At 50.1% G+C, this 26,104-nt stretch carries 26 protein-coding genes and 2 pseudogenes; 18 read left to right on the top strand and 10 right to left on the bottom strand.

Features of this window, described 5'->3' with window-relative positions; genetic code table 11:
* Positions 1 to 339: 339 nt before the first annotated feature.
* Positions 340 to 756: a type II toxin-antitoxin system VapC family toxin gene (locus tag AB6T85_RS21810; protein WP_369896681.1), complete on the bottom strand. Its 417-nt coding sequence runs from the start codon at positions 754 to 756 to the stop codon at positions 340 to 342.
* On the bottom strand, positions 753 to 983 hold the full coding sequence (gene vapB, locus AB6T85_RS21805) for a type II toxin-antitoxin system VapB family antitoxin (protein WP_369896680.1): 231 nt from the start codon (positions 981 to 983) through the stop codon (positions 753 to 755). Before vapB ends, AB6T85_RS21810 begins: the two co-directional genes overlap by 4 nt.
* 603 nt (positions 984 to 1,586) lie before the next feature.
* Here vapB and AB6T85_RS21800 point away from each other — a divergent pair.
* From AB6T85_RS21800 to AB6T85_RS21790, 3 genes and pseudogenes are all read left to right on the top strand, one after another.
* On the top strand, positions 1,587 to 2,540 hold the full coding sequence (locus AB6T85_RS21800; protein ID WP_369896678.1) for a FitA-like ribbon-helix-helix domain-containing protein: 954 nt from the start codon (positions 1,587 to 1,589) through the stop codon (positions 2,538 to 2,540).
* An 88-nt stretch (positions 2,541 to 2,628) separates the two neighbouring features.
* Positions 2,629 to 2,844 (top strand): hypothetical protein, encoded by a 216-nt coding sequence (locus tag AB6T85_RS21795; RefSeq protein ID WP_369896677.1) that lies wholly within the window; start codon positions 2,629 to 2,631, stop codon positions 2,842 to 2,844.
* A 234-nt stretch (positions 2,845 to 3,078) separates the two neighbouring features.
* Positions 3,079 to 3,269 (top strand): annotated as a pseudogene (locus AB6T85_RS21790) (phage integrase family protein); the annotation flags it as partial.
* 146 nt (positions 3,270 to 3,415) lie between these two features.
* Here AB6T85_RS21790 and AB6T85_RS21785 read toward each other — a convergent pair.
* Positions 3,416 to 3,622 (bottom strand): plasmid partition protein ParG, encoded by a 207-nt coding sequence (locus tag AB6T85_RS21785; RefSeq protein WP_337016373.1) that lies wholly within the window; start codon positions 3,620 to 3,622, stop codon positions 3,416 to 3,418.
* Positions 3,615 to 4,250, bottom strand: a complete 636-nt coding sequence (locus AB6T85_RS21780) for an AAA family ATPase (protein ID WP_337016371.1) — start codon at positions 4,248 to 4,250, stop codon at positions 3,615 to 3,617. Before AB6T85_RS21780 ends, AB6T85_RS21785 begins: the two co-directional genes overlap by 8 nt.
* 387 nt (positions 4,251 to 4,637) lie before the next feature.
* Between AB6T85_RS21780 and AB6T85_RS21775 the strand changes: the two genes are divergently transcribed.
* The 4 genes from AB6T85_RS21775 (at position 4,638) to AB6T85_RS21760 (ending at position 7,155) form a co-directional block, all read left to right on the top strand.
* Positions 4,638 to 4,859, top strand: coding sequence for a crAss001_48 related protein (locus AB6T85_RS21775; protein WP_369896675.1), 222 nt, complete (start codon positions 4,638 to 4,640; stop codon positions 4,857 to 4,859).
* Positions 4,859 to 5,143, top strand: a complete 285-nt coding sequence (locus AB6T85_RS21770; RefSeq protein ID WP_369896674.1) for a PAAR domain-containing protein — start codon at positions 4,859 to 4,861, stop codon at positions 5,141 to 5,143. Before AB6T85_RS21775 ends, AB6T85_RS21770 begins: the two co-directional genes overlap by 1 nt.
* A 279-nt stretch (positions 5,144 to 5,422) precedes the next feature.
* On the top strand, positions 5,423 to 5,947 hold the full coding sequence (locus tag AB6T85_RS21765) for a hypothetical protein (protein ID WP_369896673.1): 525 nt from the start codon (positions 5,423 to 5,425) through the stop codon (positions 5,945 to 5,947).
* Positions 5,948 to 6,450: 503 nt separating this feature from the next.
* Positions 6,451 to 7,155 (top strand): RepB family plasmid replication initiator protein, encoded by a 705-nt coding sequence (locus tag AB6T85_RS21760; RefSeq protein ID WP_369896687.1) that lies wholly within the window; start codon positions 6,451 to 6,453, stop codon positions 7,153 to 7,155.
* A gap of 696 nt (positions 7,156 to 7,851) precedes the next feature.
* Here the strand turns inward: AB6T85_RS21760 and AB6T85_RS21755 are convergent.
* Together AB6T85_RS21755 and AB6T85_RS21750 are read right to left on the bottom strand one after the other, a co-directional pair.
* A complete protein-coding gene (locus AB6T85_RS21755; RefSeq protein WP_369896671.1) occupies positions 7,852 to 8,130 on the bottom strand; it encodes a hypothetical protein in 279 nt (92 codons plus the stop codon).
* On the bottom strand, positions 8,127 to 8,513 hold the full coding sequence (locus AB6T85_RS21750; protein WP_337016522.1) for a hypothetical protein: 387 nt from the start codon (positions 8,511 to 8,513) through the stop codon (positions 8,127 to 8,129). The genes AB6T85_RS21755 and AB6T85_RS21750 overlap by 4 nt, the downstream gene beginning before the upstream one ends.
* Before the next feature lie 156 nt (positions 8,514 to 8,669).
* Between AB6T85_RS21750 and AB6T85_RS21745 the strand changes: the two genes are divergently transcribed.
* From AB6T85_RS21745 to AB6T85_RS21705, 9 genes are all read left to right on the top strand, one after another.
* Positions 8,670 to 10,655, top strand: a complete 1,986-nt coding sequence (locus tag AB6T85_RS21745; RefSeq protein ID WP_369896669.1) for an Ig-like domain-containing protein — start codon at positions 8,670 to 8,672, stop codon at positions 10,653 to 10,655.
* A 42-nt stretch (positions 10,656 to 10,697) separates the two neighbouring features.
* Complete coding sequence (locus AB6T85_RS21740) at positions 10,698 to 12,260, top strand: phage tail protein (RefSeq protein WP_369896667.1); 1,563 nt, start codon at positions 10,698 to 10,700, stop codon at positions 12,258 to 12,260.
* A 15-nt stretch (positions 12,261 to 12,275) separates the two neighbouring features.
* Positions 12,276 to 12,986, top strand: coding sequence for a hypothetical protein (locus tag AB6T85_RS21735; RefSeq protein WP_369896665.1), 711 nt, complete (start codon positions 12,276 to 12,278; stop codon positions 12,984 to 12,986).
* A gap of 42 nt (positions 12,987 to 13,028) precedes the next feature.
* Complete coding sequence (locus AB6T85_RS21730) at positions 13,029 to 13,610, top strand: hypothetical protein (RefSeq protein ID WP_369896664.1); 582 nt, start codon at positions 13,029 to 13,031, stop codon at positions 13,608 to 13,610.
* An 8-nt stretch (positions 13,611 to 13,618) separates the two neighbouring features.
* Entirely contained in the window at positions 13,619 to 14,113 is a 495-nt protein-coding gene (locus AB6T85_RS21725) for a baseplate protein (protein WP_337016515.1), read from the top strand.
* A gap of 3 nt (positions 14,114 to 14,116) precedes the next feature.
* Positions 14,117 to 14,677: a hypothetical protein gene (locus AB6T85_RS21720; protein ID WP_337016513.1), complete on the top strand. Its 561-nt coding sequence runs from the start codon at positions 14,117 to 14,119 to the stop codon at positions 14,675 to 14,677.
* Positions 14,677 to 15,471: a phage tail protein gene (locus AB6T85_RS21715; RefSeq protein WP_369896662.1), complete on the top strand. Its 795-nt coding sequence runs from the start codon at positions 14,677 to 14,679 to the stop codon at positions 15,469 to 15,471. Before AB6T85_RS21720 ends, AB6T85_RS21715 begins: the two co-directional genes overlap by 1 nt.
* A gap of 8 nt (positions 15,472 to 15,479) precedes the next feature.
* On the top strand, positions 15,480 to 16,307 hold the full coding sequence (locus tag AB6T85_RS21710; RefSeq protein ID WP_369896660.1) for a hypothetical protein: 828 nt from the start codon (positions 15,480 to 15,482) through the stop codon (positions 16,305 to 16,307).
* A 117-nt stretch (positions 16,308 to 16,424) separates the two neighbouring features.
* Positions 16,425 to 20,090, top strand: a complete 3,666-nt coding sequence (locus AB6T85_RS21705; RefSeq protein WP_369896659.1) for a hypothetical protein — start codon at positions 16,425 to 16,427, stop codon at positions 20,088 to 20,090.
* Positions 20,091 to 20,106: 16 nt separating this feature from the next.
* Here the strand turns inward: AB6T85_RS21705 and AB6T85_RS21700 are convergent, their stop codons facing one another.
* The 4 genes and pseudogenes from AB6T85_RS21700 to AB6T85_RS21690 form a co-directional block, all read right to left on the bottom strand.
* Positions 20,107 to 20,805 carry a hypothetical protein gene (locus AB6T85_RS21700; RefSeq protein WP_369896657.1) on the bottom strand — a complete coding sequence of 233 codons (699 nt, stop codon included), beginning with the start codon at positions 20,803 to 20,805 and terminating at the stop codon, positions 20,107 to 20,109.
* A gap of 34 nt (positions 20,806 to 20,839) precedes the next feature.
* A pseudogene (umuC, locus tag AB6T85_RS21695) lies at positions 20,840 to 21,883 on the bottom strand (translesion error-prone DNA polymerase V subunit UmuC); the annotation flags it as partial.
* A 313-nt stretch (positions 21,884 to 22,196) separates the two neighbouring features.
* Complete coding sequence (locus tag AB6T85_RS23800; RefSeq protein WP_502092372.1) at positions 22,197 to 22,403, bottom strand: four-helix bundle copper-binding protein; 207 nt, start codon at positions 22,401 to 22,403, stop codon at positions 22,197 to 22,199.
* 409 nt (positions 22,404 to 22,812) lie between these two features.
* A complete protein-coding gene (locus AB6T85_RS21690) occupies positions 22,813 to 23,043 on the bottom strand; it encodes a PcoE/SilE family metal-binding protein (RefSeq protein WP_369896655.1) in 231 nt (76 codons plus the stop codon).
* A 290-nt stretch (positions 23,044 to 23,333) separates the two neighbouring features.
* On the opposite strand from AB6T85_RS21690, the gene AB6T85_RS21685 reads away from it, so the two are divergent.
* Both AB6T85_RS21685 and AB6T85_RS21680 read left to right on the top strand, forming a co-directional pair.
* Positions 23,334 to 25,130, top strand: a complete 1,797-nt coding sequence (locus AB6T85_RS21685; RefSeq protein WP_369896654.1) for a copper resistance system multicopper oxidase — start codon at positions 23,334 to 23,336, stop codon at positions 25,128 to 25,130.
* 142 nt (positions 25,131 to 25,272) lie between these two features.
* Positions 25,273 to 26,100 (top strand): copper resistance protein B, encoded by an 828-nt coding sequence (locus AB6T85_RS21680; protein ID WP_369896685.1) that lies wholly within the window; start codon positions 25,273 to 25,275, stop codon positions 26,098 to 26,100.
* The last annotated feature ends 4 nt before the right edge of the window (positions 26,101 to 26,104 follow it).

Raw genomic sequence — 26,104 nt, 5'->3', positions numbered from 1 at the left:
ACAACGTGCTTTTTATCCGCCCACTCCAGACCAACATGAGCAGCAAACTGATCTATAGCAGTCATCACCAACTCCTTTTAACCGGGGATTGGTATGCATTCCACGCCCTTCGAAAGAAATATAGTCAGCAGTTTATCTGCATGCCCTGAGTATTCATTAGCGAACGTGGAGCACTTACTGGCTCGAAAGCAAAGCGGCAATCATCAAATCACATGATTCTGGCACAATATTCGTAACCAGTAAGCGCATACCCTGAATCACTTAAAAGTGTAACCCTCAGGGTTCGAATGACTATATCTGGCACAAAGCGGAGTTTCGTTACCTCAACGCACTTCTTCTTTAATTAACCCAGTCTTCCAGCATCAGTCCCGGCACCCGCGCAAATTCCCGCGTGTTATTTGTCACCAGAACGGCGCCGGCCGCAATGGCATGCCCGGCAATGGCCGTATCATTCGGGCCGATCGGCGTCCCGGCCAGACGTAGCGCGACCTTAATCTCCGTGGTGGCGTCGACCGCGGCGCGATCCCAGGGGAGGATGGCATCGAGGCGGGCGCAGAACGCGTCAACCAGCTCAGTGTGGCGCGGCGAAGCCTTCGGGCCGGTGGCGCCAAAGCGCATCTCGGAGTAGGTGATGGCCGAGACCACGATACGCTGATTTCGCAGCACCGCCTGCGCCAGGCGCTGCAGTACGGCGTCCGGCTGCTCGCGCATGATGAACGAGCAGATGCAGGTGTCGAGCATGTAAATTTTGTTCACAGGTCAAATCGCCCTTCGTCGCTGACAACGTCCTCGCGCTCGGCCATAAAGTCCGGATCGGCCTTTTCCAGGCCGGCGAACGAGCCCCAGGTCGGCCGGGCGGGACGCAGGATGATGCTGTCCCCTTCCCGGACGATCTCCAGCTCGCTGACGCCTTCAAAGTCCATATCCCGGGGCAGACGGATGGCGCGGTTATTGCCGTTTTTGAATACAGATACAGTTCGCATAGTTACTCCTTCCGGACGTGTTTACGACACCCTGCCGTTACCGGCCTTTTTGTGCAGCCATAACAGGTCTGCACAGGTCCAGTATATGCAGAAAGCTGATGCATGTATAGGTATAGTATATGCAGATGATTTGCATATGCGTATGCGTGACATATGCAGATGTGAGGTATATGCAGATGTTTAACATATACTCATTGCTCTCTTTTTCATGACGGATCCGGAAAAGGACAGAACCGGATCTTTCTTTCCCGATGTCGAAATTCTGCGCGCAATATTATATGTAGCGCCTGCCACAGCTGCGAAAGTACCAGATATGGGATTGCAGCGGTGATGGTGCCCGGCCTGGCGGGGCTTTACCCGGAGCAGCATCCGTACCAGGCTTCCGGAAAAGGCCGTATCCGGAAAAAGTCGGAAGTGACGGACAAGGTGCTGCAGTAATTGCGTAGTGAAACAGTTTCTATGGTTATCACTGCGCATTTATTACCAATGGATGCTTATTGACTCATAATGAATACACTGTTACCTATTATTTTCTCATATGAAGCATTCTGTTTTTTGTGCAATTTGCTGTTTGCCGCATACATCAGGAATAAAGGTTGATTCATGGCGAAAATTCAAGCCCGCAACGTGGACGACGCGCTTTATCAGCGCATCGAACAGTCAGCAATGAAAAATGAGCGCTCGCTAGAAGGCGAGATCAGAATGGCGCTGGCGACGGCCTATCCGCCGCCGGGGCAAGATAAACCGGTTCTGTCAGGACGCGAACGCTGGCAGCGGGAAACCGGGCGACGTCTGAGCTGGCTGCTTGACCGGCTGACAGAGGATAATTATTTCCACATGTCCGGGTATGGCAATAAAGCGGGCCTCTCCGAGATTATCCGGCTCGCCAGACAGGTGAACACCTCGCCCGGCCTGCTGATGGATATCATGCAAGGACGCCAAGAGCTGACGATTGAGCTTGCCGATGCTACAGCAGCATGTCTGGATGCCGACGCCAGCTGGCTGCTTGGCGGCAGAGAACCGCCATTTCCGACGGTCAACCTGGGCATGGACTATCACGACTTTTTCCGGCCTACCGGCGACGACGCCCGGTATGTCTTTGAGTTCATCCGGATAAGCAAAGGGCGCCACGACGGTACGCTGCTCTGCCTACGTATTCACCCGGAAACGGGGCATATGAAGCAGGGCGCAGTGACCGCTGAGTTCAAACTCTGTAAGGACGGTTCGGGCGGAACCGGTCACGGTAAGCTGCTGGGCTTCATGCTGTTCTTGAAAACGCACTGCGCGGACCGCGCCATGAATTCTTTTGACTGGACGCCGGCCGACCTCGACTTCGACTTCTGGTCCGTGGTCGGACAGCATCACCCCGTCTGGTTCCAGAACTTCCGTTATCGTAACACCGCAGGCTGGCTGCAGCAGCTGTTCAGCGGACAGGATCCGGACGGCTGGTTCAGAGGCTGGGAAGCTGACCTTGAGAAGATCCGGGACACGCCGTTCGGCGGCCGCGAGAGCAGAGGCGCCGACGCGGTACCCGCAGCCAGAATGGGCAGCAAATAAATACGGCGTGACGGGAATACCGGTAAACCATAACGGGTTTCCCCGTCACGTCCCCTGACGATCGTACAGGCACGCTAAAAGGTGAGCAATGCATATTAATATTAACCAGCCCGAAAGCTGGAGCCGGCTTCCGCAGGCGCTAAGCGGGCAGCTGCATGATGTTCATGCCGGCCACGTGGACTATGCTGGTCGCGCCGCCGGCTGGCAGGAAGCCGGGAACTATTTATCACAGGGCAACTTCAGCATGGCCGGATTCAAGCTCGGACAGATTGAAGAGCGCCAGAGCAATATGCGGCAAACTTGAACCGATCGTATTTGCCGACGGTTCTGCCAGGATGCTTACATTCGGGCGGGAAATAAAGGCGTTGGTAAAGTAGCTTGCGTAAGTTATTTTCCCCTGCCGAGCCGGCGGAAGCATCGCTGTTGATATAAGGATACGAACACCATCATGACTGGCATTGTACCCTAGAGCTACTCTGAGCCGCCCATACAACTGCCCGTGACCATCGATTATTCCGTCGCGCTGGCGCTGTGCCAGATGGCGGCGCAGCACGACGAGTACCCCCAGCGGAAGTCAGTGCACTGCTGCATTATGTACCTGATTTGCACCGCAAGATTCTGTTCACAACATTGTGGAACACTAGGGCACGAATTAACGAGACGCTGGCGCTGACTCGGGCAAATTTCAGCCCGGTGCAGCCTTATCCTTACGTGCAGCTGGCCTCTCTAACCCTTTAGATAGCAAAAAGCCCGCAAAATGCGGGCCTTACCGTAAGAAATTATATAATCATAAGAGTATACAATCCTGCAATCATGTAATCCTATGATTACATGATCATACAATCATACAATCATATAAGCATATGACTATATGATTATTTGCGCTGTGCTAACCAAGTACGAACCAACTCGAGACATACTTCGGTCATTTCCTTGCCTTCCATCAGGCACGCCATTTTGAATTCTTTATGCAGGTCTTCAGGGATGTTCATCTGTAGCTTTTTTGTAGCCCCGCTTCCCTTCTTCAAAGCATCAAGAAGAGTTTGAGTGCCTGCATGATTACCAAGCTCCATTTTAGCCATTAAGTATCTCCAAAATTTCTTTCGTCAGGACGTCAATTTCACCTCTAGGTTTTGAGGCTGCACTACTGCGATCGTCGTAAATGGTTTTACCCTCAGCAGTTGCATATTTGACGATTTCAGAATCTGATATTTGGGTTTTCATAATCGGCAACCCTAACCCCTTTAGTTCTTCACGAAGCATCTTTGTAAGCCTGCTTCTTTCTTTTTTCTTCGTGATAAGGAAACGCGCATCGAGCGGCTTCAAAGCCTGGCGTGCTTCAATGGCGGCAAGCAGAGCTGACATTGAAGCGTAATCCATTGGTGAAGGCGCAACGGGCACAATAACCAAATCTGACACCATGAGAATTGCTGCCGTCATAGCCATGTTATTGGCCAAGCCATCAATGACGATGTAATCGTACTCTTTAAGGGCTTTTGGTATCGAGTAAATGGCTTTCTCAGTTGTGGTAGCTATCACGTCGAACTCAGTAACTCCTTCGACATACCAGTTACCGATGCTTAGCTGAAAATCAGATTCGCATAGACCATTTTTAAAACCGCGACGCTTGATACCGGCTGACACCCCCATAGAAGTAGTGGTCTTAGTCACCCCACCTTTTGGGTTAAGAAAACTGATAATCCTTGCCATGAAACCCTCAATCATATGAGTTTAAGATTATACGATTACATAATCATATAATTATGTAATTATGTAATTACAGGATTAAATCATTATTGCATCAGGCCATTGCCTGTTTAACGCGCAGCATACTCGGTACAACATAGCACGCAGAGTAGACTGTTTAACACTTACACCGTCAAACTATGATCCTCTTATCATCACAAGATGATGTACTTATATAATTACATGATTATATAAGTAGATTGTGACATTGTAAATCTATTTATCTAATAGCGAAAGGCGGTAGCTTCCTACCTGTATATCCCACGATTGGCGCCTTTCAGGCATAACGTAGACGCGCTCAAAAACTCACTTTAGATAAGGTTTCCCGCCACTAATTAACGAAGATAAGACGTGATTCGAGAGAAAGACTTTCCAGAATACGTGCAGCGAATGTACGAAGAACGGACGGAGCTTAAAGCCCGTATTGAGAAAGCGAGTGCCTTTGCAACCAAAGCTGAATACCTGAAGTTGTCTCGTATAGACCGCACGCTGTTTGAGGTTCAGCTGGCCACTATGAATGATTACCTGCGCCTGTTAGTAAAACGGATTGAACGAGCAGAGCAGAAAGCTTAATGGCCATGATCGCTATTCAGGGTTCGGTTTGTTCCGGTCATGGCAATTTTCCCCCTCGTGCTGACATTGAAGGCGAGCCATTGCTAAGGATTAATGGCGTTCCTGTGATGGTTGATGGTTGCGCATTTGCTGAGCATTCAGATGGGACAGAGAAGCATGGCGGCAAAGCTGTTACGACTCGCCCCTGGCTGACTGTTAATGGAAAAGGCGTCGTATGCGTTGATGATCCAGTTTCATGTGGATCAACTGTTGCTACAGGCGATGCGCTGGTACAGGTGAGCTGATGCTTAACTGTATGCCTGAAAGCTTCTCTAAGCGACGATCTGGCTTATTTGTGAGTGTTGCACAACTAAACGTCATCCCCCTCTTAAAAAGGCTCTCAGAGAAGATTTTATCATTCGTAAATCTGGTGCCCTTTGGTGGTAGAGGCGTAGCGACTAAATGTGCTCATAAACGCTGTAAGCGAGTCTCTAAGTGCTTCAGTAAGAAAAATTGGGCAACGGGATGGGGTAAATCTGTTATCGCAACAGCGAGCGTCTCAGGCGATTTTAATGGAGGCTTGAATGTGGACTTTGATTAAGGCGGCATGGATGGCCACCTCGACGTTTAAAAATGCCAGACATTACATCCTGTTGGTAATCGTCGGCGTGTTGGCTGGTGGAGCGGTATATGCCATTTACACCAGCCAGGCGAGGATTATTGCCTCGCAGGCAAACAGCCTTCAAAGCAGTGGCGAGAAATTAGGAGTCGCAAGACAGGATAATGAGCTTCTAAAACAATCTCTGGAAGCGGCACAACGTGGTCAGGCCGATGCAGAAAAGAAATACGTTCAACTGGATGCAGAACATCTGGCAAACGCAAGAAAACTTGAAGAGACAGAACGTGAAAACAATGAATTGCGGAAGCATATGCGTGACGCGCAACAAGGTGATCCCGGCGCTAATGGCAGTATTCCCATTGATGTTAAACGGATGCATGATGAAGCAGTCAGAGCCTTTAACGAAAAATACCGTGTTGGTAGAGCAGGAACGCAAGCCAGTGATTCTGCCCGCGCAGATGTGCGTTATGCCGGAAGTAGTGTTAGGTAAATATGGTGATTACCCGGAGCGTTTTTTGCCTGCGCTTATCAACAGCCTTACACAGGTAAACGATCACAACATGACAGTAAATCGTTTGAATGGGGCTGTAGAAGAATAACCCGCCAGGCCTACGTATGTGGGCCTTTTCTAAAGTTACCTCGTCGAAGATCCTCAAGGATCGCACTTCCTAAATTTTCATCTTCCGTAAGCTTTTCCACTTATCCACTGAGATATTTTTAATTGTTTTTATATATTTTTCTCTATTTTTAAACCTTTTTAGTGGCCCGCCAGCCCTTGCTACATGCGGCCTGCGAGAGATCAATGTGTAGGATTTGCCCTCATTAGATGTAGAAATTGCCCTCAATAAGTGTAGTAATTGCCCTCAGCATATGTATTAATTGCCCTCAGAACATGTAGAAATTGCCCTCAACCTTATAAGTTACTCACACGGACCTATGGAACAGAATTCAGTGGATAAAAATAAGCAGGTTTTGGCACTGGTAGAGTCAGTAATGCCAGTTAGCAAGATCATTGCTCAGTCCAACGAAATGACTGAAGCAGCATATCATTTAACACGCGATCAGAAGCGCATTCTTTTTCTCGCTGTTGGCCGGATTCGTAATGCCACCAAAGGCGGCGATCAGTCAGCGGGTCTATGTGAGTTTACTGTTGCCGAGTATGCTGAGATGTATAATTTGCCCTCAGCCGAGGCCAGTAAAGATATTCGTTCGGCTCTGGCCGGATTTGCGGCGAAAGAAGTATGTATTTTTCGCCCTGAAGAAGATGTTGGTGCTGAAAAAGGGAGTGAAGTTTATCCCTGGATGATTAAAAAGGCCTATTCACCGCGTCGCGGCACATACATTGTTCACCTGAACCCCTACCTTATGCCGTTCTTTACCTCTCTCGAAAAACGTTTTACTAAGATAAAAATCAAAGACGTAGCGGGAATTACTAACCCCTATGCTATTCGACTGTATGAATCGCTATGCCAATACAAAAATGCTGAGGGTGCAGGCTTCGCTATATTGGGCGTTGAGTGGATGATTGAGCGTTACGGGCTGCCTAAATCTTACACCAAGATGGCTGAATTTAAGCGTGGATTCTTGCTTAAGGCCATTAAGGAAATCAAAGAAAAAGCCCATATGACAATAACTTATAGTGAGAAAAAAGTAGGTAATAGAATTGTTTCTTTCCAGTTTACCTATCAACAAAACTAAGGGCAATTTCTACACTTTTAACGCTTTCGTTAGTTTTAGAGAGGGCAAATCTTACATATCAAGCCTGCCCAAGGGACACAGTAAGGGCGAATTTTACACTTGGTTCTTGCTGGCATAGCGTGCCGAGGGCAATTTTTACATTTCGCATGGTGCTCTAAGGGCAAATCCTACACCTGATGCCAGCCAGTATGGTGATATGAGGGCAAATCCTACACCTTGCGTTTGCCCATAAGTTGTATTGAGGGCAAATCCTACACATGCCTCTAAGGCACTGGCTTATTGAGGGCAAATATTACACCTTACTGCTTACGCCCGTTCGTTCATCGTAGATCTGTTTTGCCAGGGCCCTTCCCGTATCAGTCATCGTTAACCAGGTTCGGTTAGAGTCGTCTCGCTCGCGTATAACCAGCTGATGGCTATGTAGCGTGAGGCAGGATGCGCGATAGTTATTCGGAAACAGAGTTATGCCCTGTCCGGTAATAATCTTGGATAGCACGCGCTGGCGTATGGTATGGCGATTTTTTTCGGCAAAGCTATGCAGCAGAAAGAGGGTGTTTTTTTGGACGGCAGATAAGCGCATAAGAGGCTCGCTGGTGGCTTTGCTGGTGTATGGCCACCAGCATTAAAGCATATGTAGAAATTGCCCTTTAAGGCATGGTATTCATACAGTGTATGATTAAGAGAGGGTTCCCAGGGTTATTGGATAAATGCCGGAGTATTGAATTTAACCGCCGCTACCGCTCCGCGATCCATCATCTCTTTCAGTGGCGTGCAATGCCAGGTTTGAGTGTCCATAATGCGGTTGTATTTACCGAATTCACGGATGATCTTGCCAAGAGGGATTGAACGGCCTGATTCCCCTACGTGGCGTTTGATAAAGTCGAGCACCTTGACTTCCTCAGCATTAAGATCTTCTTCGCAGTGATAAGTTGGCAAGAAATTATCCAGGCCATTCAGATAGTCAATTGTGATCATGCCTGCACCTGTCTTAAAACCTTCAGCTCATTAACCAGGTTGCGGATGCCACGGCTAAAATTGCCGCCGCCAGCCTTCCTCACGTATTCCTGTTCGTCCTCTGTAATAAACGCCGACACACTACGGCCCCCTTCGATAAGCGTGGACCGGCCTGGGCGTGGCCACGGAATATCGGCATAGGTTGGCACGGGCGCACCGCTTGCCAGGTCATAACGGTAAACCTCCCCTCGCGGCTGCTCGATGATCACAGCTTGTGCCGTCTGTCGGAGATCGTCATTACTCAGGATTTGGGTAAACCACTGGAAGATTTTTGCCTTAGTGCCTTCTGTGTAACTGTTTCCCTTCGCCCCATTGGAGTATTGAACGTAGACCGTATAGCGCATGTGTTTTCTATTCTCCTATTAGATAAATAGAATCAGTTTACAGAGTCAGCATAAAAAAAAGCATATTTTTTTGCGTTAATCGTAATAACTCACTTTCGATAAACTCCTTTCCGTCGAAAGCAGTACCCCTGTCTTGCAAATAGATAGGGTAAAAAAGTGTCTGATATTAGTGTGTTCCATAAGCACGAGAAAAACATCGCGAAGCTGGCAGGTAACGTGCTGGCCTTTACTGCTCACGTCCCGCTTAGCGCGGATATGACCGCTGACCAGCAGGCGCAGGCTATTACCAACGCAGCAATGGAAGATCCGATGTTTGAATCGGTTGACCCACTGGCGGTGCGCCAGATCGCGGTGCCGTGGGCCGCTTCAGTGCGTGGCTATATTAAACAACGTGGTGTAAATCCGCCGTTTGACCTGTTGGCCAGCGCCTACAACTCCATGAACAACCTGATCAAATCTGTTGCTAAACCTGACGTGAAGTTTTCAGGCGACGGCGCGGCGATGCTTGAGTCTGTTTCAAAAGATATGTCCACCAGCCAGGGCGTGCTGAAGCAGGCAATCTTCATGGCGATGGTTCTGCCGTCACAGCTGGGCGCAGCAACTGGTGATATGTGTACGTTCATGCCCGTAGAGCGTGACGAAAATAAGTTCTATGAAATCTACAACATTGCTGGCAACGACATGGGTTCCTTTAAAAAAGGGCAACGCATGGACCAGTTATCGAGTGGTGTTTTTTCGCAGATGGGCCGCATTTACATGCTGGATACTGCAACTGTTGACGGCACTAAGGTCGAATACGCAATCAAAGTTGCGGATCATGAAGCTAAATCCATGCCCATCAAAGCAGGCCGTGTCCGTATTCTTATTGACCGTGTTCTGTTTAAAGCGTTTGACGATGGTGATGGCAATATCAACGTTAACGAAGAACATCCTAAAGGTGGTTCATACATCATCGCCGGGGCGATCGATTATGCCAAAGGCGAAGTTACTCTGACCTTCCGTGACGCGCCTGCGAAGGGCACGAAAATCGCTATCCAGGCAGAGCTTGACGTCGAAAACGCGCCAGACATCATCCCTGTTATTAACCAGGCGATGAAAGAGCACCTGATGAAGCCGTCGCAGTATGTGCTGGCAGCTGAACACAGCGTTCAGTCCATGATGGACTTGCAGCGTGAATTTGGTCTGGATCTGGCTTCTATGCAGTTCACCTCCCTGACGCAATGGTCTTCGCATGAGATCGACATGAAGCGTCTGCGTAAGCTGGCATACCACACTATCTGGGATTATGAGTTCGATACCGCGCTGCCGGAAGGGCAAGTTTGGGAGTCGTGGTGTCAGCTGTTTAAAACGCGTGTTAGCAGCATTTCCCGCGACATCCGCGACCGTACCCTTAAATACGGCATCCGTGGCGGCTTTGCTGGTGGCGAGGCTGCAACGTTCATCAAATCCCTGCCAGCTTCCCTGTTCACGCCAGCACCAGGTTACGTGGAGTCAACCTACGTGCAGTTTATGGGCACGCTGTTTGGCACCTACCGCATTTTTGAAGTGCCGTCGCCAGTTTGTGAACAAATGAGCGCTGATGGCTATCCGTTCGATGCAAGCGAGATCCTGTTCTATTCGCGAGGCGATAACCTCGGCGAAGCTGGCATGGTTGCCGGTGATGCGATCCCGCCTATTCCGTTTACCCATCCGACCACCTCTGGTCTGGTTAATCGTCAAACGCTGTGGGGCGTATCTCTGAACGAGGTTCACCCGCGTAACGGTCACTCCTATTTTGCCCGCCTGAAGCTGACTAACAAAAAGGCAGGCGCGCTTAACCCGATTGACGGTAATTACGTGGGAAAGCCTGATGGCGGTGTAAGCACGGCTTCCACCGCCACCATTGCTGTTCAGAGCGTGACGATGACGCCTAAGACCAAATCCGCGACCGTTGGCACCACCTTCACGCTGACGCCGACTTTTGTACCGGCTGACGCGACTAACCAGAACTACACGCTGACTTCCAGCGATGCAGCGGTTGTGAGGGTTAATGCTAACAACGAACTGGAAGCGTTGGGTGCAGGCACCGCTGACGTAACGCTGACCACGGAAGATGATGGCCATACCGCTGTTACCACCGTGACAGTTAAAGCGACTGTTTAATTTTTACAGCGCCCGTAACAGGGCGCTTTATCTGGTGAAACAATGCAGAAAATTGCTTTTACAATCGGCAGCGCATCGCAAATCGCCGTCGGCCCTATTAACGCTGACGCTACTACGGGCAGCGTAGGCGGCAATGAGTCCATCTTTGCAGGTGTCGTCATTGCCAAAGCCGGAAAGCCAAATACGATTCTCTCGATCAATGCGGACAATTATAAATCCGTGCTGGGCGAAGCCTATCGGCCGCTGGAAGGCGAGCACTTTGAACCAATGCGCCACGTTGCGATCGCAGTAACCGGCGGCAATGGTTATGTGGTCCGTGTACCGCTTCCGGGGATGAAAATTCCCGCTATTAACGTTGTCAAAAAGGCTGACACTGTTGAAGTGACCACCAGCGCAACAGCCTTTGGCACGGACATCGAGTTGCCGGAAGGTGGATTGATGACGCTTTACGCAGATGATGGCCATAAATCTGATAACCGTTCGCTGAGCATGCTCCCGGTAAAAGGTAAGGCTGGCTATTTCACGCTGATGCTGAAGTCCACAGACTCTATGGGCACCGTTAGCACACTCGAAACATACGAGGTTTCACTGTCGCCGGTTGCGATGGATGATATGGGTGAAAGCGCCTTTATCCATGATGTGCTGGAGAACAACCTTTCTAAAATCCAGTGTCTGATCGCACCCGATGCCACCCTGCCGGTAGATTACGCGGGCTTTCAGAACCAGGCCTTTATCGGCGGTGATGACGGCGATCCGTCAAAGCTGACGGCGGCAAGTTATGACGCCCCGATCGCTGCGCTGGAGAACTCGCTGGTGGAATACACCGCCATCCTGACTTTAGGTATCTACGACGCTTCTGTGATCGCCAAACTGGCCACGCTGGCTAAAGATGTTCGTGTTGACGCTTTCGGCGACATCAACCCACGCCTTACCGCAGCGAAAGCGCTGGAGGAAATGACCTCTCTGAGCCTCGGCGGCAATGAAAATATTACCCTTTACTATTTTCCGATGTCTTGCCGTGATCCGCTTGGCCAAACTCAGGTCGTTTTTGGCCTGTCAGGTGATGCGTTTTTGGCAAAGGCCAAAGGCGTAGCCCTGGTGGCTGATGTCGGCGGGTGGCATTACTCCCCGGCAGGCGCGCAGCGCGGCAAATTAACTCGTCAGAAAATTAAGCCGCTGGCTTCAGCTGGGGCGATTAACCGCAAAGAGTTTGCTGACGCTCACCTGAACGTAGTGGCCAGTTATGGCGGCGGCATCGTGATCGATGATGCGCTGACAGCCTGCACTGAGAACAACTACAAGCGATTCCAGCACGTAGTTTCTGTTTGCAATGCCATTGCTCGTTACGTCTACGCCCTGGGTATGGAACTTAAACATCAACCCGACGGCATTACCCGCAAAGGCTGGGAAGACGGCCTGCCTGCCCTCCTTGACCGCTTTGTGGCCGCAGAAGCGCTTGTGGCGCCTTCAGATGCCAGCCAGGGCGATCAACCTTACGTGGTCGAAGTGGAAAAATTGGATTTCGACTACTGGCAGATCTCCTATTCCCTGTCCGTTACCGGCGTCGGCCGCCGCATGATGCTTCAGCCAATTCTTTTCCGCTAACAGGTAAAACAAAAAATGTTCAACGTAAACACTACTGACAGCCTTCTGAAAAGTGCCTTCGGCGCACCGCAGGCTACAACTGCCGATCCAGCAATGCTGGAGTCCAGTGGCAGAAAAGAAAATCAGCCGGATCAGCCCGGCCAGAAGAAACCACTGTCTGATGCAATTTTTGAAGCCGTCCAGCAGAAAAATAAGCAGGACGAGCGCGGCACGGCGGCGGCAACGGTAATCAGCTGGGCGGGCGAGTCCGATCCTACTTCTGACGGTTTTGATAGCCTGGCGCTGGGACTGGCGGGCATCGACGACGACGAAAACGATGACGAAATCACTGATGCACAGGTCGACGAATATAACCGCTGGCTGGCACTTCTGGCAGACGCGGCCGGTTCTCTTGGTGCTGATCAGGACGATATTACCACGATGATTGATGAAGACGACGATGACGCGGCGATCAACGTTGCTGATGCGATTACCGGCAATGTCGATGATGAAGACGAAGCGATCGCAGTGTACAGCGTTTCTGGTAACGATGACGCCATGCTGGAAGCCAATATTAAGGTTGTGCGCGCTGGTCAGGTCGTGCTGAAGAAAAAGCGCCCCCGCCCGCTACGCCAAACCGCTAAGCAGCGTGCGGCGCTCAAGAAAAATCGCCTCAAATCGCACTCAGCAGCGGCGCGCATGTCGTTTCGCAAGTCGATGAAGGTCCGTAAGAAGCGCGGTCTGTAATTTATTCGCCCGCCGCACGGTCGGCGGGTATCAGGGGGTTATGTGATTTGTGGCGCGATTATGCCGGACGGCGTGAGTCCCTTCCTGAAGGCTTACATCACCTCTGTTGATGAAGGACAGATGGTTGTTGGTTACATCGGTGAAGGCAGTTCAGCTTCGCTTGAAAGCATGTGGGTGTCGCCTTTCGAGAATGACACCGTAGGCTCGATCGCCGGGCTATCAACTGTCGTGAATGCGGTACAGGCCACCAGCACCAACACCTCTAAATCGCTTATTAACTCGCTGATGGTTTGGGAAGGCCACAAGCCACCAGAATTCAACCTGGTTTTGCATTTTATGGCCACGGTAGACGCCAAAATCGAAGTCAATAACGCGATAACGGCGCTGATGCAGATGGCGTCACCTGAGCTTAAAGAGTTTGTGCCAGGCGGTCGACGTCCAAAGCCTGTTGTGCTCGACATCGGGCGACGCATCAAACTGATGGACGCGGTTATCCAGTCTGTCAGCTTCGAGTTAGATGCACCTAAAACACTGACGGGGATGTTTACCCAAAACACTGTAAACCTTCGTATTTCCGGCATGTCAGCGCAGAACCGCTCTGATATTCCACTAATGTTTATTTGAGGTAATTAATGGCTGGTTTTAGCAACTCAAAAGCCGATATGGGCTTTCTTAAAAAGCGTCTGGATCAAAATATTGCAGCCGGTGAAAAGCTGCTTGGCGCCGAATATTGGGCAACGATTGAAGGCTATGAAGGTATCTCGATCCTGTTCCGTACCGCGCAGCTGCCCGAGCAGGCCCGCCAGCAGGTGGAAGATACACTTCCAGGCGGTATGACAATGACTCAGTACGGCGCTTATAAAAATAACGGCGAAATGCCGATGCAATGCTCCGAAACGATCGACGGCAAGGTGCTGGCGGCGGTACGCGAAATCGTGCTTAACAAAAAGTATGTCACAGTGAAGGTTCAGGCGGCGGCTGAGTCCAATAGCGGCGACGCAAAGGGGCTTTCTCGCACGTTGTCACACTGCCTGGTTTTCTCTGATGCAGTAGACCTTTCATCTGACGATATGACGGCCGTAGTTAAGCCAAGTCTGCGCGTGGTTTATAACTGGGTGGATGTGTAATTAATGACGCCGAACAATCTTCTTGAAGAGGTGAAAAGCCGCTTTACTCCGCTCCTTGTGACGGAAAAGGCGACGCTTGAATCCAAACTTAAGCAGGCCCTGTCGGCGTATCAAGATCGCGCCGGTCATATCGGGCGTGTCCGTATTGGTAAAGAGGTGGGCGCAAGCCTGCCTTACCCTGAAGATTACCTGTCGCTGGTGGGCGTGACAGATAACCGCAGCGTGCTGGTCTACAGCGCAGATTACGGCACGGCCATTGAGCTGGATTTGCTGGGTAATGAGCAATTTCCGCTTACCCTCACCTATCTGGTTAACCTGAGTGACAGGCCGCTTGATGAATGGATCGTTCCACCAGCGATTCGCGCACTGGTCATGGATTATCTCGAAATTCTTATCGCCATGCTTAATATCGAGCGCCAGCGCCGGGTAAGCATTGCCGGTAAGCTGGACGCCAGCGGTTTACCAGACGAAGCTACGCTTTATCAGCGAAAAATGGACCTCGAAACCAATATGAGTGCCCATCGCGCGATGGTTTACAGCGGTGCGCTAATTATGGGGGGCTAATGGGCATCTTTGACGGTCTTTCTGGCGCGGCTAAAAATTTCGCCAGTAATACAGCGAATCAGTTTACAAGCAACCTGACAAATCAACTCCAGAGCACAGCTAACAATGTGGTCGGGCAGGCTCTCAGCGCCGCGCTGGGTGGCGTTAGCTTCGCTGGTGGTAGCGGAGGCATGGTTAACGGCAAAGCTGGCAGTACGCGCGATATGGCATATGCAAAAACTATTTTGCAGATGGCTATGAAAATACAGTATGCGCAGGGTTGGCAGTTTGTCGTTGAAGCCGACGGCATGACAGATCTCTTCATGTTCGTGAAAGACGTTACCTATGGAGCAGGAACCGTAGAAACAGACGCGAAAATCATTGGCGGCGTGATGTTCAATAAGCCCACGCACATATCAGCTGGCACGGTCACGCTGACCGTCCGCGATACGCAGGAAGGTAAAATCGCTAATTGGTTTGATGCCCGCAAAGCGCGCGTTATTAACCCGGATGGGACGCTTAACTTATCGCCTTACTACACCATGTCGATTCGTGTGTACCGCGTGGGGTTTGATGGCTCGAAAATCCTCGATCGGGAAATGAAGGTATTTCCAACTGAGCGCGGCTCAACCACTCGCGCATATGACCAGTTTGGTGAGTTTCTATCATACCCGCTTACCTTCGTCTCCTATTCCTCTGCTGATACCAGTCTGACGGGAATAGCCACCAGCGCGATCGTTGGTGCTGCTGGTAATGCATTAAGCAGCGCCCGTAGTGACCTGGGCAGCAAAGTATCCTCCATCATTAAATTCTGAGAGCAATCATGTTTATTCCTCCGCTGCCTTTACCCTCCAATCCCAACATTGAATTACGTTTCCGGGCGCACACCGTAGAAGAGTCGCTGGAATTTGGCGATGCAACGGCCGAAACCGAGGAAGAATTCACGACGCGTTACCTGAATACAGTACAAATTGGCGAAGTAAACGATAGCGCGATGTGGACTGTCCAGGACCGGCGCGCGGCGCTGTATTGGATCTGGATGAATACCCGCATGAAGCATGGTCATTCACTTAGCTATACCTGTGGCCACTGCCACCAGCTGCACCAGCATACTTTTGACATGAAGGACCTGGGCGGCGAGCTTGAACTTTTACAGGTGCCGCCGCGTATTGAGGTATCCATTCCGGTGAATGGCAAGCCGGTAGAGTGGATCTTGAAGCCTTTGGACGGACGTAGCATGGAGCGATTGCAGGCCATGTATAACCGTTTGCCAATGAAAGATTCCCCGGCATACCGCAATGAGCTGAAGAATGTGCGCCTGGTTGAGATCGTATTGCAGACGCAGCTTAAGGATGACCCGGAGGACTTTGAACAAGCCGGAGAAAAACGCTACTCGCTCATTAAGACAATGGAGGAATACACAGAGTTTGCCCCCTTAGTAGCCAGCGTCCGTACGATGCAGGAGTCATTGCGTCACGGCCTGCCGATCGTGATCCAGGATGGCCAGCCGATGCTTTATGCCCCACCTCATGTTTGCCCTGAAAAGGCTAAGGAGGGAGTGAGGCTGACAACGCGGCTGTACTTTCCATTTCGGGCTATCAAGTACCTTCCAGTGTCGCTCGCTGGACTCATGGCTAACGCTGATTCATAACCTCGCTTTCTACGGACACCAAAGCATTGAAGGCATCCATAAACTTCCTGAGTGGCGGATACCTAAAATGAGTGAGGACCTGGAGAAAATGCTCAAGAACGCAGCTGGTAAATAAGCATGGCAATTCCACGACAGCAACAAAGTTACGATGCGCTGGCCATAATTGACGCTATCGATCATGCCAGCTTGAAGGAGCTGGCTTTACTTAAAGATATTCATCGTTCCGTTATTGCGCGTAACCGTGCCAATCCCTCACCCGGTGAAGACCTTCATAAAAGTAACAAAGCGATTTTAAATGCAATCCTTTCACGAAGAAATGCAGGAAATGACAATCAATTAACTGACAATGGCAATTATTTACCAGTTAAACGTGTTGGTACGGGCGGTAGTGACAGGCATCTCCCGCAATTGAATCGGCGATTGCCTGGCGCAAAACATAAAAAAAATGACAATAGCAATCGAAAATCAGCCATTAAGCAGCGTAGGTCCTTTAAAGTCTCCAGTAGCGGCGGGCTATCAGCAGTAGATGCGGCCGATATTACTGCAAAGGCGATTAAATCAGCTGAAAAAAGGTTATATGAAACTGGTAACTCAGCAAATGAGAATGTTTTAACGCAGACAAATAATGTCGAAAATCATATTACTATTGCGCCAAAAGATGACACAGTAAGCCAAAAAATCAGTAATGCACGTAAGTGGCAGCCAGATGCAATCGTAAAGCAAGATTTATCGTCACCGCATCAACGGGACGCTAATGGCCGCTTTACGTCTCAGGAAAAAAGTCAGAAAAACGAGGACCGTCAGGAGAAAGCCGAAACCCGCTCACTCTTTAAAAAGTTGAGCAGTGTCTTGGGCGGCAAAAAAGGACAGGGTGATGAGCTGGTCAATGTCGCGGGTTCGGCGACAGGCGGCGTTTTGTGGAGCGCAGGCAAAGAAATTTACGATCTGACGCAGGGTGTGCGAGAAAAGGTTGTAAATTTCGACGAGTGGAATAGTCGCAAAAAAGCGGGTAAAGGTACTGTATCTGCCGATCCTATTCGCTTCCCGGACGTTACTACAAACGGAGGGACACAATCACAGCGAGCTTACCAGTCCAACAAAGGTAATAACGTCGTTTCAATGGTCCGCGATCAGAATAAAGCCCTGGTTGAAAATGATCGCACCATTATTGAAGAACTCAAGGAGATAGCAGAGAACACTCGCGGCGAAAAAAAAGCGGGTGGTGGTTTTACAGGTAAGCTGCTGGGCGCTATTGGTGCCAAAGCCCTGGGCAAACTTATTGGTACGCGAGTTTTATCCGGTCTGGCTGCGGCGCTGGGCGGCGGCGCCATCCTGAATTTACTTAAACGCCTGATTGGTGGCGGAGGTGAGTCAATAAATGTCCCTGACATTGGCCGTCCGGGAAAAAGCGGTAAACCCGGAAAAACCCCAACGCCGAAAAAAGTTAAAGGTAAAGGCAAGCTGGCCAAGATTGCGATGGCAGCTGGTGCAACGGTAGCGACCGGCGCCGCAGCGGTAAAAGGAGTCCTTACCGGTGGTGATAAACTGACATCCGCAGCAGAGCCTATGCAGGCAGCTACAGCAGACGCCGAAAAACAAGCTGCGAAAAAGGCTGAGGCAAAAGCCGGGGACAAGATTGCACATAAAGCCGAAAAAGAGGTTTTGAAGAAAGGCGCTGAAAAGGCCCTGGCTAAAACCGCGCTGAAAGCTGTGCCGATCGTTGGCACCGTTATTGGTGCTGGTATGGATGCCGTAGATGGTTACGCTGATACAGCGGGCCAAAAAGAAGCGTTCAGCATAGGCGATAGCCAGGATGTAACCGGCCGTCAGAAAGCAGAATATACAGCGGCAAACGTACTGAATATGGGAGGCTTAGTATCTGGCGGTGCCGGGCTTCTGGCCAAAGGCGCGAGCGCTCTCGGCTTTGATGGTGTAGCAGAAAAGCTAACCTTTGATACAGGCGACATTGCAAAGTCACTCGATGGCGGCGTTAGCACTGTTAAAGATGCTTTTTCATCCGGGAACGACAAACAGATTGATGCGATCCGTGATGGTACAAAACAAACGACAGAAGCGATCAGCAAGCTGGATAAATCGTTGACTGACGGCGGTGCAGTACCAGTTGCCCAGCCCGGCGCAGCGCCGAAAGAAGGTCAGAGCGGTATGGCTCAGGCAATTTCTGAACCGACCGCAAACATCATGTCTGACGATTTAAATATTGGTGGCTCAAATGCCGCTAACCGCAGTTTCCGTAATAACAATTTCGGCAATATTAAATACGTTGGCCAAAGTGATGCTACGCTCGAATCCGCAAATGCTAAAGGCGAACAGACGTTTGCCAAATATGATTCGCCGGAAGAGGGGATGCGCGGACTGGCGAACCAGTTGAGTAGATATGCCGATGGCACAAGTAAAGCGGTTAACTATAAAAAACTGACGAACGTTCGGGACATTATCACGCAGTTTGCACCTAATAATGAGAACGACACGGAAGCTTATATAGGGCAGCTTTCTAAAAAACTTGGTGTTCAAGATAATGAAACCCTGGACCTCAATAATCCAGCCGTAATGTCGAACATGATTCGTCAAATTGCGACTATTGAGGGCGGAAATCCACAAGTTTCGAATCGGTTCATAGAAACAGCTATTGGCTCGCGGCAGGGTGGCAAGTGGCAGGGGAAATTCAATGCTGAGACGCTTGAGAAGCTGAATAAGCAGCGTACATCACAGGGCCTCGCGGCACTGGCCAGCACGGATCAGCGCGCAAATCCAGAGCGATATACGCTGACCGATAAACTAATGGATGGTGCGAAAGATCTCGGTGGCGCGGCATGGGATACGTCAATGTCGAAGCTGGGTGAATTCCGCGATTACAGCGATGCACAGCTGGGGAAAGTATTCGGTAACGTTGAAGGACTTCGTATACGTGCGCCAGATAAGAATCTGACACTGCCAGCTGGTGATAAAGTCCCTGTGGGCATGGCGCGCGCCGCACTTAACCCGGACGACATCGGCAAATCACTAACTACGCACGGTGCAACATCAGCTACTGCTTCTTCTAAAGCCGAAGAGGATAAAGCCGTTGATGGCTCGCTGGTGGGCATTGCGCGGCCAGTTGATGATGTGGTCCCTCTTAGTGAGCTTAACAAGCCTCGCCTGGTTTCTTCAAACGGCAGTGTTAGCAAAGGCAAAACGGCACCAGCTAATATTCAGGAGGCCGAAGGTGAAGCCAATAAGGGCTGGTTAGGCTCTACTGTCGATGTTTTAAAGGACATTGGCGGCAAATCTCTCGACGTGCTGGGCGATGCCGGTAAAAATACCCTGACAAGCATGGGTGTTGATGTTGATAACCCAGTGCAATGGGCAGCCGGGCAAACCGGTAGCAGTGTCGGCGGGCTGGTATCCGGCCTAACTGGCGGACTGATGCAGGATACGCCGTTTTCTTTTCTGAGCGATACAGTATCAAGCGCGCTGGGTAACAAGGCGGGTGCGCTGACGTCCGGGGCGATCAGTTCATTCTCTACAACACCGCCAGCACCTGTAACAGATCTGGCTGCCAGTGGTGTTGTGCCGGTAACAGGCCGTGATAAAGATTCGCGCGGTAGCGACGATCAACAAACCAGTTTGCTGGAGCGTATCGCTAAAGCTGTAGAGAAAAAAGACTCGGAGAAGAAAGAGATAAGTGCTAATCCAAATAGAACAACAGAGACGGCACAGCCATCTCCGCGTAAAGATATACCCTTATCTATTATGGATAGCTCTTTAGATAAATTATTTAGCTAGTTTAAAAGGTGGCTACTTAGCCACCTTTTAAATCAAACATATTGCTAAATTCAATTCTCGCTAACCCGGTTGAAATATAATTAAAGGTGTCATGGTAATATTTTACACCTTTTTTATGTAATGAAATTTGATTTTGTTGATGGTATATGTAAGTTGCATGAGGAATGGTGCTGTTTTCTTTTGTGTCGATAATGTTATTATAAGCGGCTAAGCAGCATTCCGCATGTTTGACTATTTTTACTGCGTAAGAGTAAAATTTAGAATGGGCTTCATTTTTTGTTAGTTTTATTTTTAGACCTATAAAGTAATTCTCATAAATAGCAATCTCAGTTAGCAGTCTGTTCGATTCGTCAAGTTTTTCCTTAGCTATGGCTAAGTCGTTAATCAAGTCTCCATCATTCAATATATACTTTTGAGGCTGGATTGGCCTTAAAGCATCTAAATATGATTTTAGCAAAGCTATTGATACAGTTAATCTATGTAAATCTTCATAGAAGTTATGAGCCTGTTCGAACTTTTTATCCTTAATTTTATCATCCAGCCATTTGTTTACTTTAGCAGCGGTTTTTAAAGCGATTAATAAAGTTATAGAGGCAGTAGTTGCTGTGATAACAGGTGCCGTGAAATCAGAAAAAACATAAACATCGATTAGCATAATCGTTAATGCACCAGTGCAAAAAAAGGTAAAATGCTGAAGGTTAAAACTAAGTTTCATAGATATTCCTTGTCTTTATTATTTTTAGTGCTTTTTATCTTACTTTCGGTAAATCTGAGAAGCGAGCTGTATAAGCAGGCGAGAGCATTTCCCGCTTCATCTGCCATGTTTTCTGAATACCCTGGCCAGCAAACCATAGTGTGCCTTTACCAGACTGGTTTAAGCCATCTACAACGCGCATTAATGCCTCACTATTAGCTTTAGGCTGGTGTTCATCAAATAGCCCCAGCTGGGCGACACCCTTATTGTAAAAATCGCCTAGCATAATACCAGCCTTCGCGTAGCGCGGCCCCTGAATCCAGACTTGCTCGAAAACTTCCATCGCCATTCTCAGGATGTCACGAGTATCATTAGTTGGCACCTGACATTTTGTTGTTCCCTGGCGCCCACAAAATGCACCTTTCGCATCGTAGCCGCTGGTTCGGAAGAAGATCGTTACTGTTTTGCAAAACTGGCCTTCACTGCGTAACTTCTCTGCCGCGCGTTCAGCAAAGGTGCATAATGATTGCCGCACATCTTCTTTTTCCGTTACTTTTGCGCCATATGATCGGCTACATACAATTTGCTGCTTCGTCGCGGCAGTTTCCTCAAGCTCAAGGCACGACTCGCCGCGAAGTTCGCGGACAGTCCGTTCAAGCACAACATTGAAATTTTTCCTTATCAGGTTAGTATCCGCATTAGCTAAATCTAAGGCAGTCTTGATCCCCATACTGTTCAGGCGCTTGCTCATGCGAGAGCCAATTCCCCAGACGTCCGAGACGTCTACAAGGGACATTAGCTTTCGTTGGCGCGCAGGATCAGTTAACGCAACAACTCCCCCGGTCTTTGACCACTTCTTGGCAGCGTAATTGGCTAATTTTGCTAGGTTTTTAGTTTGCGCAATACCAACGCCTACCGTGAGATGAGCCTCTCACTGGACACGATCACGGACCTGATGGCCATACTCTTCCCATGACACCAAATTTTCCATGCCTTTCAGATAAAGCCAACTTTCATCAATGCTGTAAACCTCAGTTTTAGGCGCCATTTCTTCTAAGATTGTCATAACGCGCAAACTCATATCGGCATTTATGTGGAATGGAAATTCAACACCAGGCTTAAATTTTTCTGAAAAGATGCACACTACAAGTCTGTACGTTAATTATACAGAAGTTATCCCCCGTTTTTGTGGATAAACCAGAGATCACAGGTAAGGACTGGCTGTTAAAATATGCTTGTATTTTTGCACCATTCAATGGGGTCAGTTTAAAAAGTTCGGGCAGAAGCTCTGCCTTTACTTTCTGTCTGGATGGCTGCCCGGGTAAGAACAGTTACTTTCCCGGTCGACACCGGGAGAATATATCAAATCACCGGACAGAATGAGACAGACGCAACTTACCGTAAGTAGCGTCTTAGTCGGTCAGGCTGCTATTTTTGTACTTCTCAGCACAACTGTAGCAGGCCTCAGTATATTTCATAAAATGCTCATATTTTGAACGCTCATCACCGCATTTCGGATTCGCCTCTGCGCAAGCCTTACAAATCTGAGCTGCGAATTCGCTGCCCATGATCATCAGCTCAGTTGCCAGGAGGCAGATGCTGGCAAACCGCATGTCCATCCGGATGATATTCGCGCATCATTCCCAGATTTTTATTTCAGGCGGGGCATTGCGCAGTAATTACATGTTGTAGCGAAGATATCACAGACCTCAATGCAGTTGCGATATTGTTCAGACATAATTTCCTCTTCTCGTTGTAAAATGCGAAGAAATGGGAAGCCCGGAACAAAATATGGATTGCTGCAAAAGTGTTGTATAAAGACGGTAATATATTTTTGGGTGAAAAAGAGTTTTAAAAGAAGCCCGCCACAGTCAGGCGGGCCGGCTGATTTCAGCCTTAAAAAGATTTACCAGACAACACAGCATATTGAGGGTAATGCACTACACATCCCGGAAAAACAGTAACAACGGACAAAGCGGGTGATTTTGGTCCGGGTTTTCAGCCCGTTGTGGGTGCCGTCATCTGCAGTTATTTCTCTTTCTGCATCATCCTGCGGTGCATTTCAATAATGTTCTGATGTGCGGCAGCACTGCTGTTATTCATGCTCTGATGTGCCTGAATCGCCAGTTCATGCTCATTTACGGAGGCTGCCGGGGCCTTTTTGTTCTTACAGCAGGACATGTCCATGGGAGTCTGCTGTGCCTGAGCGGCTGAAATGGAAAGAAGGACCGCAGCGGCGACAAGCATAATCTTTTTCATTCGTACTTCCTTACGTTTACAGGATGGGAATCGCAGTTAATCCCGGACCAGAGCTACACTGGTCTCAGTGATTTTTATCTTATCCGAAAAAAAATACCGTGAACGAAAATGACATAAATGTAATTTAAAACAGCAGGTTCTGACATGACATAAATGTAATCAAGTCGGGGTTTCAGTTGTGATAGTTTTACGGTAACAGAAATAACGTTCCAGGCCGGGTTGCATTATTCATGCTTCCGGCGCCGAGAAAGTTTCTCCCGGGACAAACTGCATTTTGCCGGAGCCCAGTTATGCAGCTTAAAAGTTCACGACGTAATTTTATCAAAGGGATCACAGCAGCCGGAATTGTCGGCGGTCTTGGTATGAAGACGTTCGATGCTTTCTCGGCAGTAAGTCTGGTACAGTCACGCACGCTTACCGGTAACGATTTCGACCTGTTCATCGCCGAAACGCCGCTGAATATCACCGGAAACATCCGTTATGCCAAAACCATCAACGCCGGCCTGCCGGGTCCCCTGCTGCGCTGGAAAGAAGGTGATACTGTCACGCTGCGGGTTAAAAATCGTCTGAAAGAAACAACTTCCATTCACTGGCACGGCATTATTCTGCCGGCCAACATGGATGGCGTACCCGGCCTCAGCTTCCACGGTATTGAACCCGATGAGACCTTCATTTATTCATTCCGCGTGAAGCAGAATGGCACCTACTGGTATCACAGTCATTCCGGTCTTCAGGAGCAGGAAGGCGTTTACGGCCCGATTATCATTGATTCCGCTGAGCCTGAGCCGTTTACATATGACCGGGAACATGTGGTAATGCTGACCGACTGGTCAGATGAAAATGCCGCCACCATTCTTGCAAAACTGAAAAAACAGTCTGACTACTACAACTTCGCCAAGCCCACCGCCGGTGATTTTTTCCGGGATGCCCGGGAAAAGGGACTGGGTAATACCCTGGCTGACCGGAAGATGTGGGCGGAAATGAAGATGAACCCGACTGACCTTGCAGACGTCAGCGGTGCGACGTACACCTACCTCATGAACGGTCAGGGCCCGGGTAAAAACTGGACCGGGCTGTTCCGTAAAGGCGAAAAAATCCGCCTCCGCTTTATCAACGGCTCTGCCATGACCTACTTCGATGTGCGCATTCCCGGCGTAAAGATGACCGTGGTGGCTGCTGACGGCCAGTACGTCACCCCCGTCAGCGTGGATGAGTTCCGTATTGCCGTGGCTGAAACCTACGATGTCATTGTGGAGCCCGTCCAGGATGCCTGCACCATCTTTGCCCAGTCCATGGACAGAAGCGGCTATGCACGGGGCACGCTTGCCGTTCGTGAAGGCATGACTGCCCCGATTCCTTCCACCGATCCTCGTCCCTGGCTCACCATGGATGATATGGGAATGGGGGGAATGGATCACGGCAGCATGGGGGGTATGGATCACGGGCAGATGCAGGGTATGGACGGCGGTAGTATGCAGAGCATGGATGGTTCAGCTGTGGAAAGCGCCCCGGCAGGCAGTATGGCTGGCATGGATCACAGCAGCATGGGCGGCATGGGTGATATGCAGAAGCATCCGGCATCAGAAACGAACAACCCCCTGGTTGACATGCAGGCCATGATGCCCGTCCCGAAGCTCAGCGATCCGGGTATCGGGCTGAGGAATAACGGCCGCAGGGTTCTGACCTACGCTGACCTGAAGAGCACTTTTGACGATCCGGACGGACGCGAACCCTCACGCACCATAGAACTGCATCTTACCGGCCATATGGAAAAATTTGCCTGGTCTTTCAATGGCATCAAGTTCTCCGATGCAGAGCCGGTCACGCTCCGCTATGGCGAGCGCGTCCGCATCGTGCTCATCAACGATACCATGATGACGCATCCCATTCATCTGCACGGAATGTGGAGCGACCTTGAGGATGAAGAAGGGAAGTTTCTGGTGCGTAAACACACCATTGATATGCCGCCCGGCACGCGCCGCAGCTATCGTGTGACGGCCGATGCGCTGGGCCGCTGGGCTTACCACTGTCATCTGCTTTTTCATATGGAAACAGGCATGTTCCGTGAAGTCCGGGTTAATGAGTGAGGTACTTCTGATGTCAGCTTCTGAGCGTGGTGATATGAAACATAACTTTTTCCGCCCGGCGGCCGGACTGCTGGTTTTCGCAGCCATTGCCGGCAGTGCACTTACGGCCGCGCCTGATGCCCGGGCTGAAGCGGCGCACAACATGCAGGAGCATGACATGGGTGCAATGTCGGGCATGGACCACTCCGCTATGGGCAATATGGAACCCATGTCCGGGATGGAAGGCATGGAGTCCATGCAGCCTGCTGCCCCGACTGAAAGCAGGACGCCTGTTCCGGTGCTGACGGACGCCGACCGCCGGGCTGCGTTTCCGGACGTACACGGCCATAAAGTGCATGACAGCAACGTGAACTGGTATCTGCTGGCCGATCAGCTTGAGTGGCAGAAAAATAATGAGGCCGGGGGATTCAGTTGGGACGTCAGCGGCTGGGCCGGCGGGGATATTGATCGCCTCTGGCTGCGCAGCGAAGGGGAAACCAGCGACGGAAAAACCGAGTCGGCAGAGGTGCAGGCCCTGTGGGGGCACGCTATCTCGCCCTGGTGGGACGTGGTTGCGGGCGCCCGACAGGATTTTAAACCTGGCAGGCCCCAGACATGGGCCGCCGCCGGCTTTCAGGGCATGCCGTTGTATAACCTCGAAACTGAACTCACTGCGTTTGCCGGTGAGCAGGGACGCACTGCGCTCCGGTTTGAAGCAGAGTATGACGTGCTGCTTACCAGCCGGCTCATCCTGCAGCCGTCTTTTGAAGCTAATTTTTACGGAAAGGATGATGAGGTGCGTGAAACCGGGAAAGGGCTGTCCGGTACCGAGCTTTCCCTGCGCCTTCGTTACGAAGTGAAGCGGGAGTTTGCGCCTTATGTGGGCGTATCGTGGAGCCAGCTTTATGGCAACACGGCCGATATGGCGACCCGTGAAGGAGAGAAAGACAACGAAGTGCGCTTTCTTCTCGGTGCCCGCGTGTGGTTCTGATGCA

Source organism: Erwinia aeris (assembly GCF_041224955.1).
Lineage (GTDB): Bacteria > Pseudomonadota > Gammaproteobacteria > Enterobacterales > Enterobacteriaceae > Erwinia > Erwinia aeris.
The sequence above is the reverse complement of the archived record's forward strand: the minus strand, read 5'-3'. Positions and strand labels throughout refer to the sequence as shown.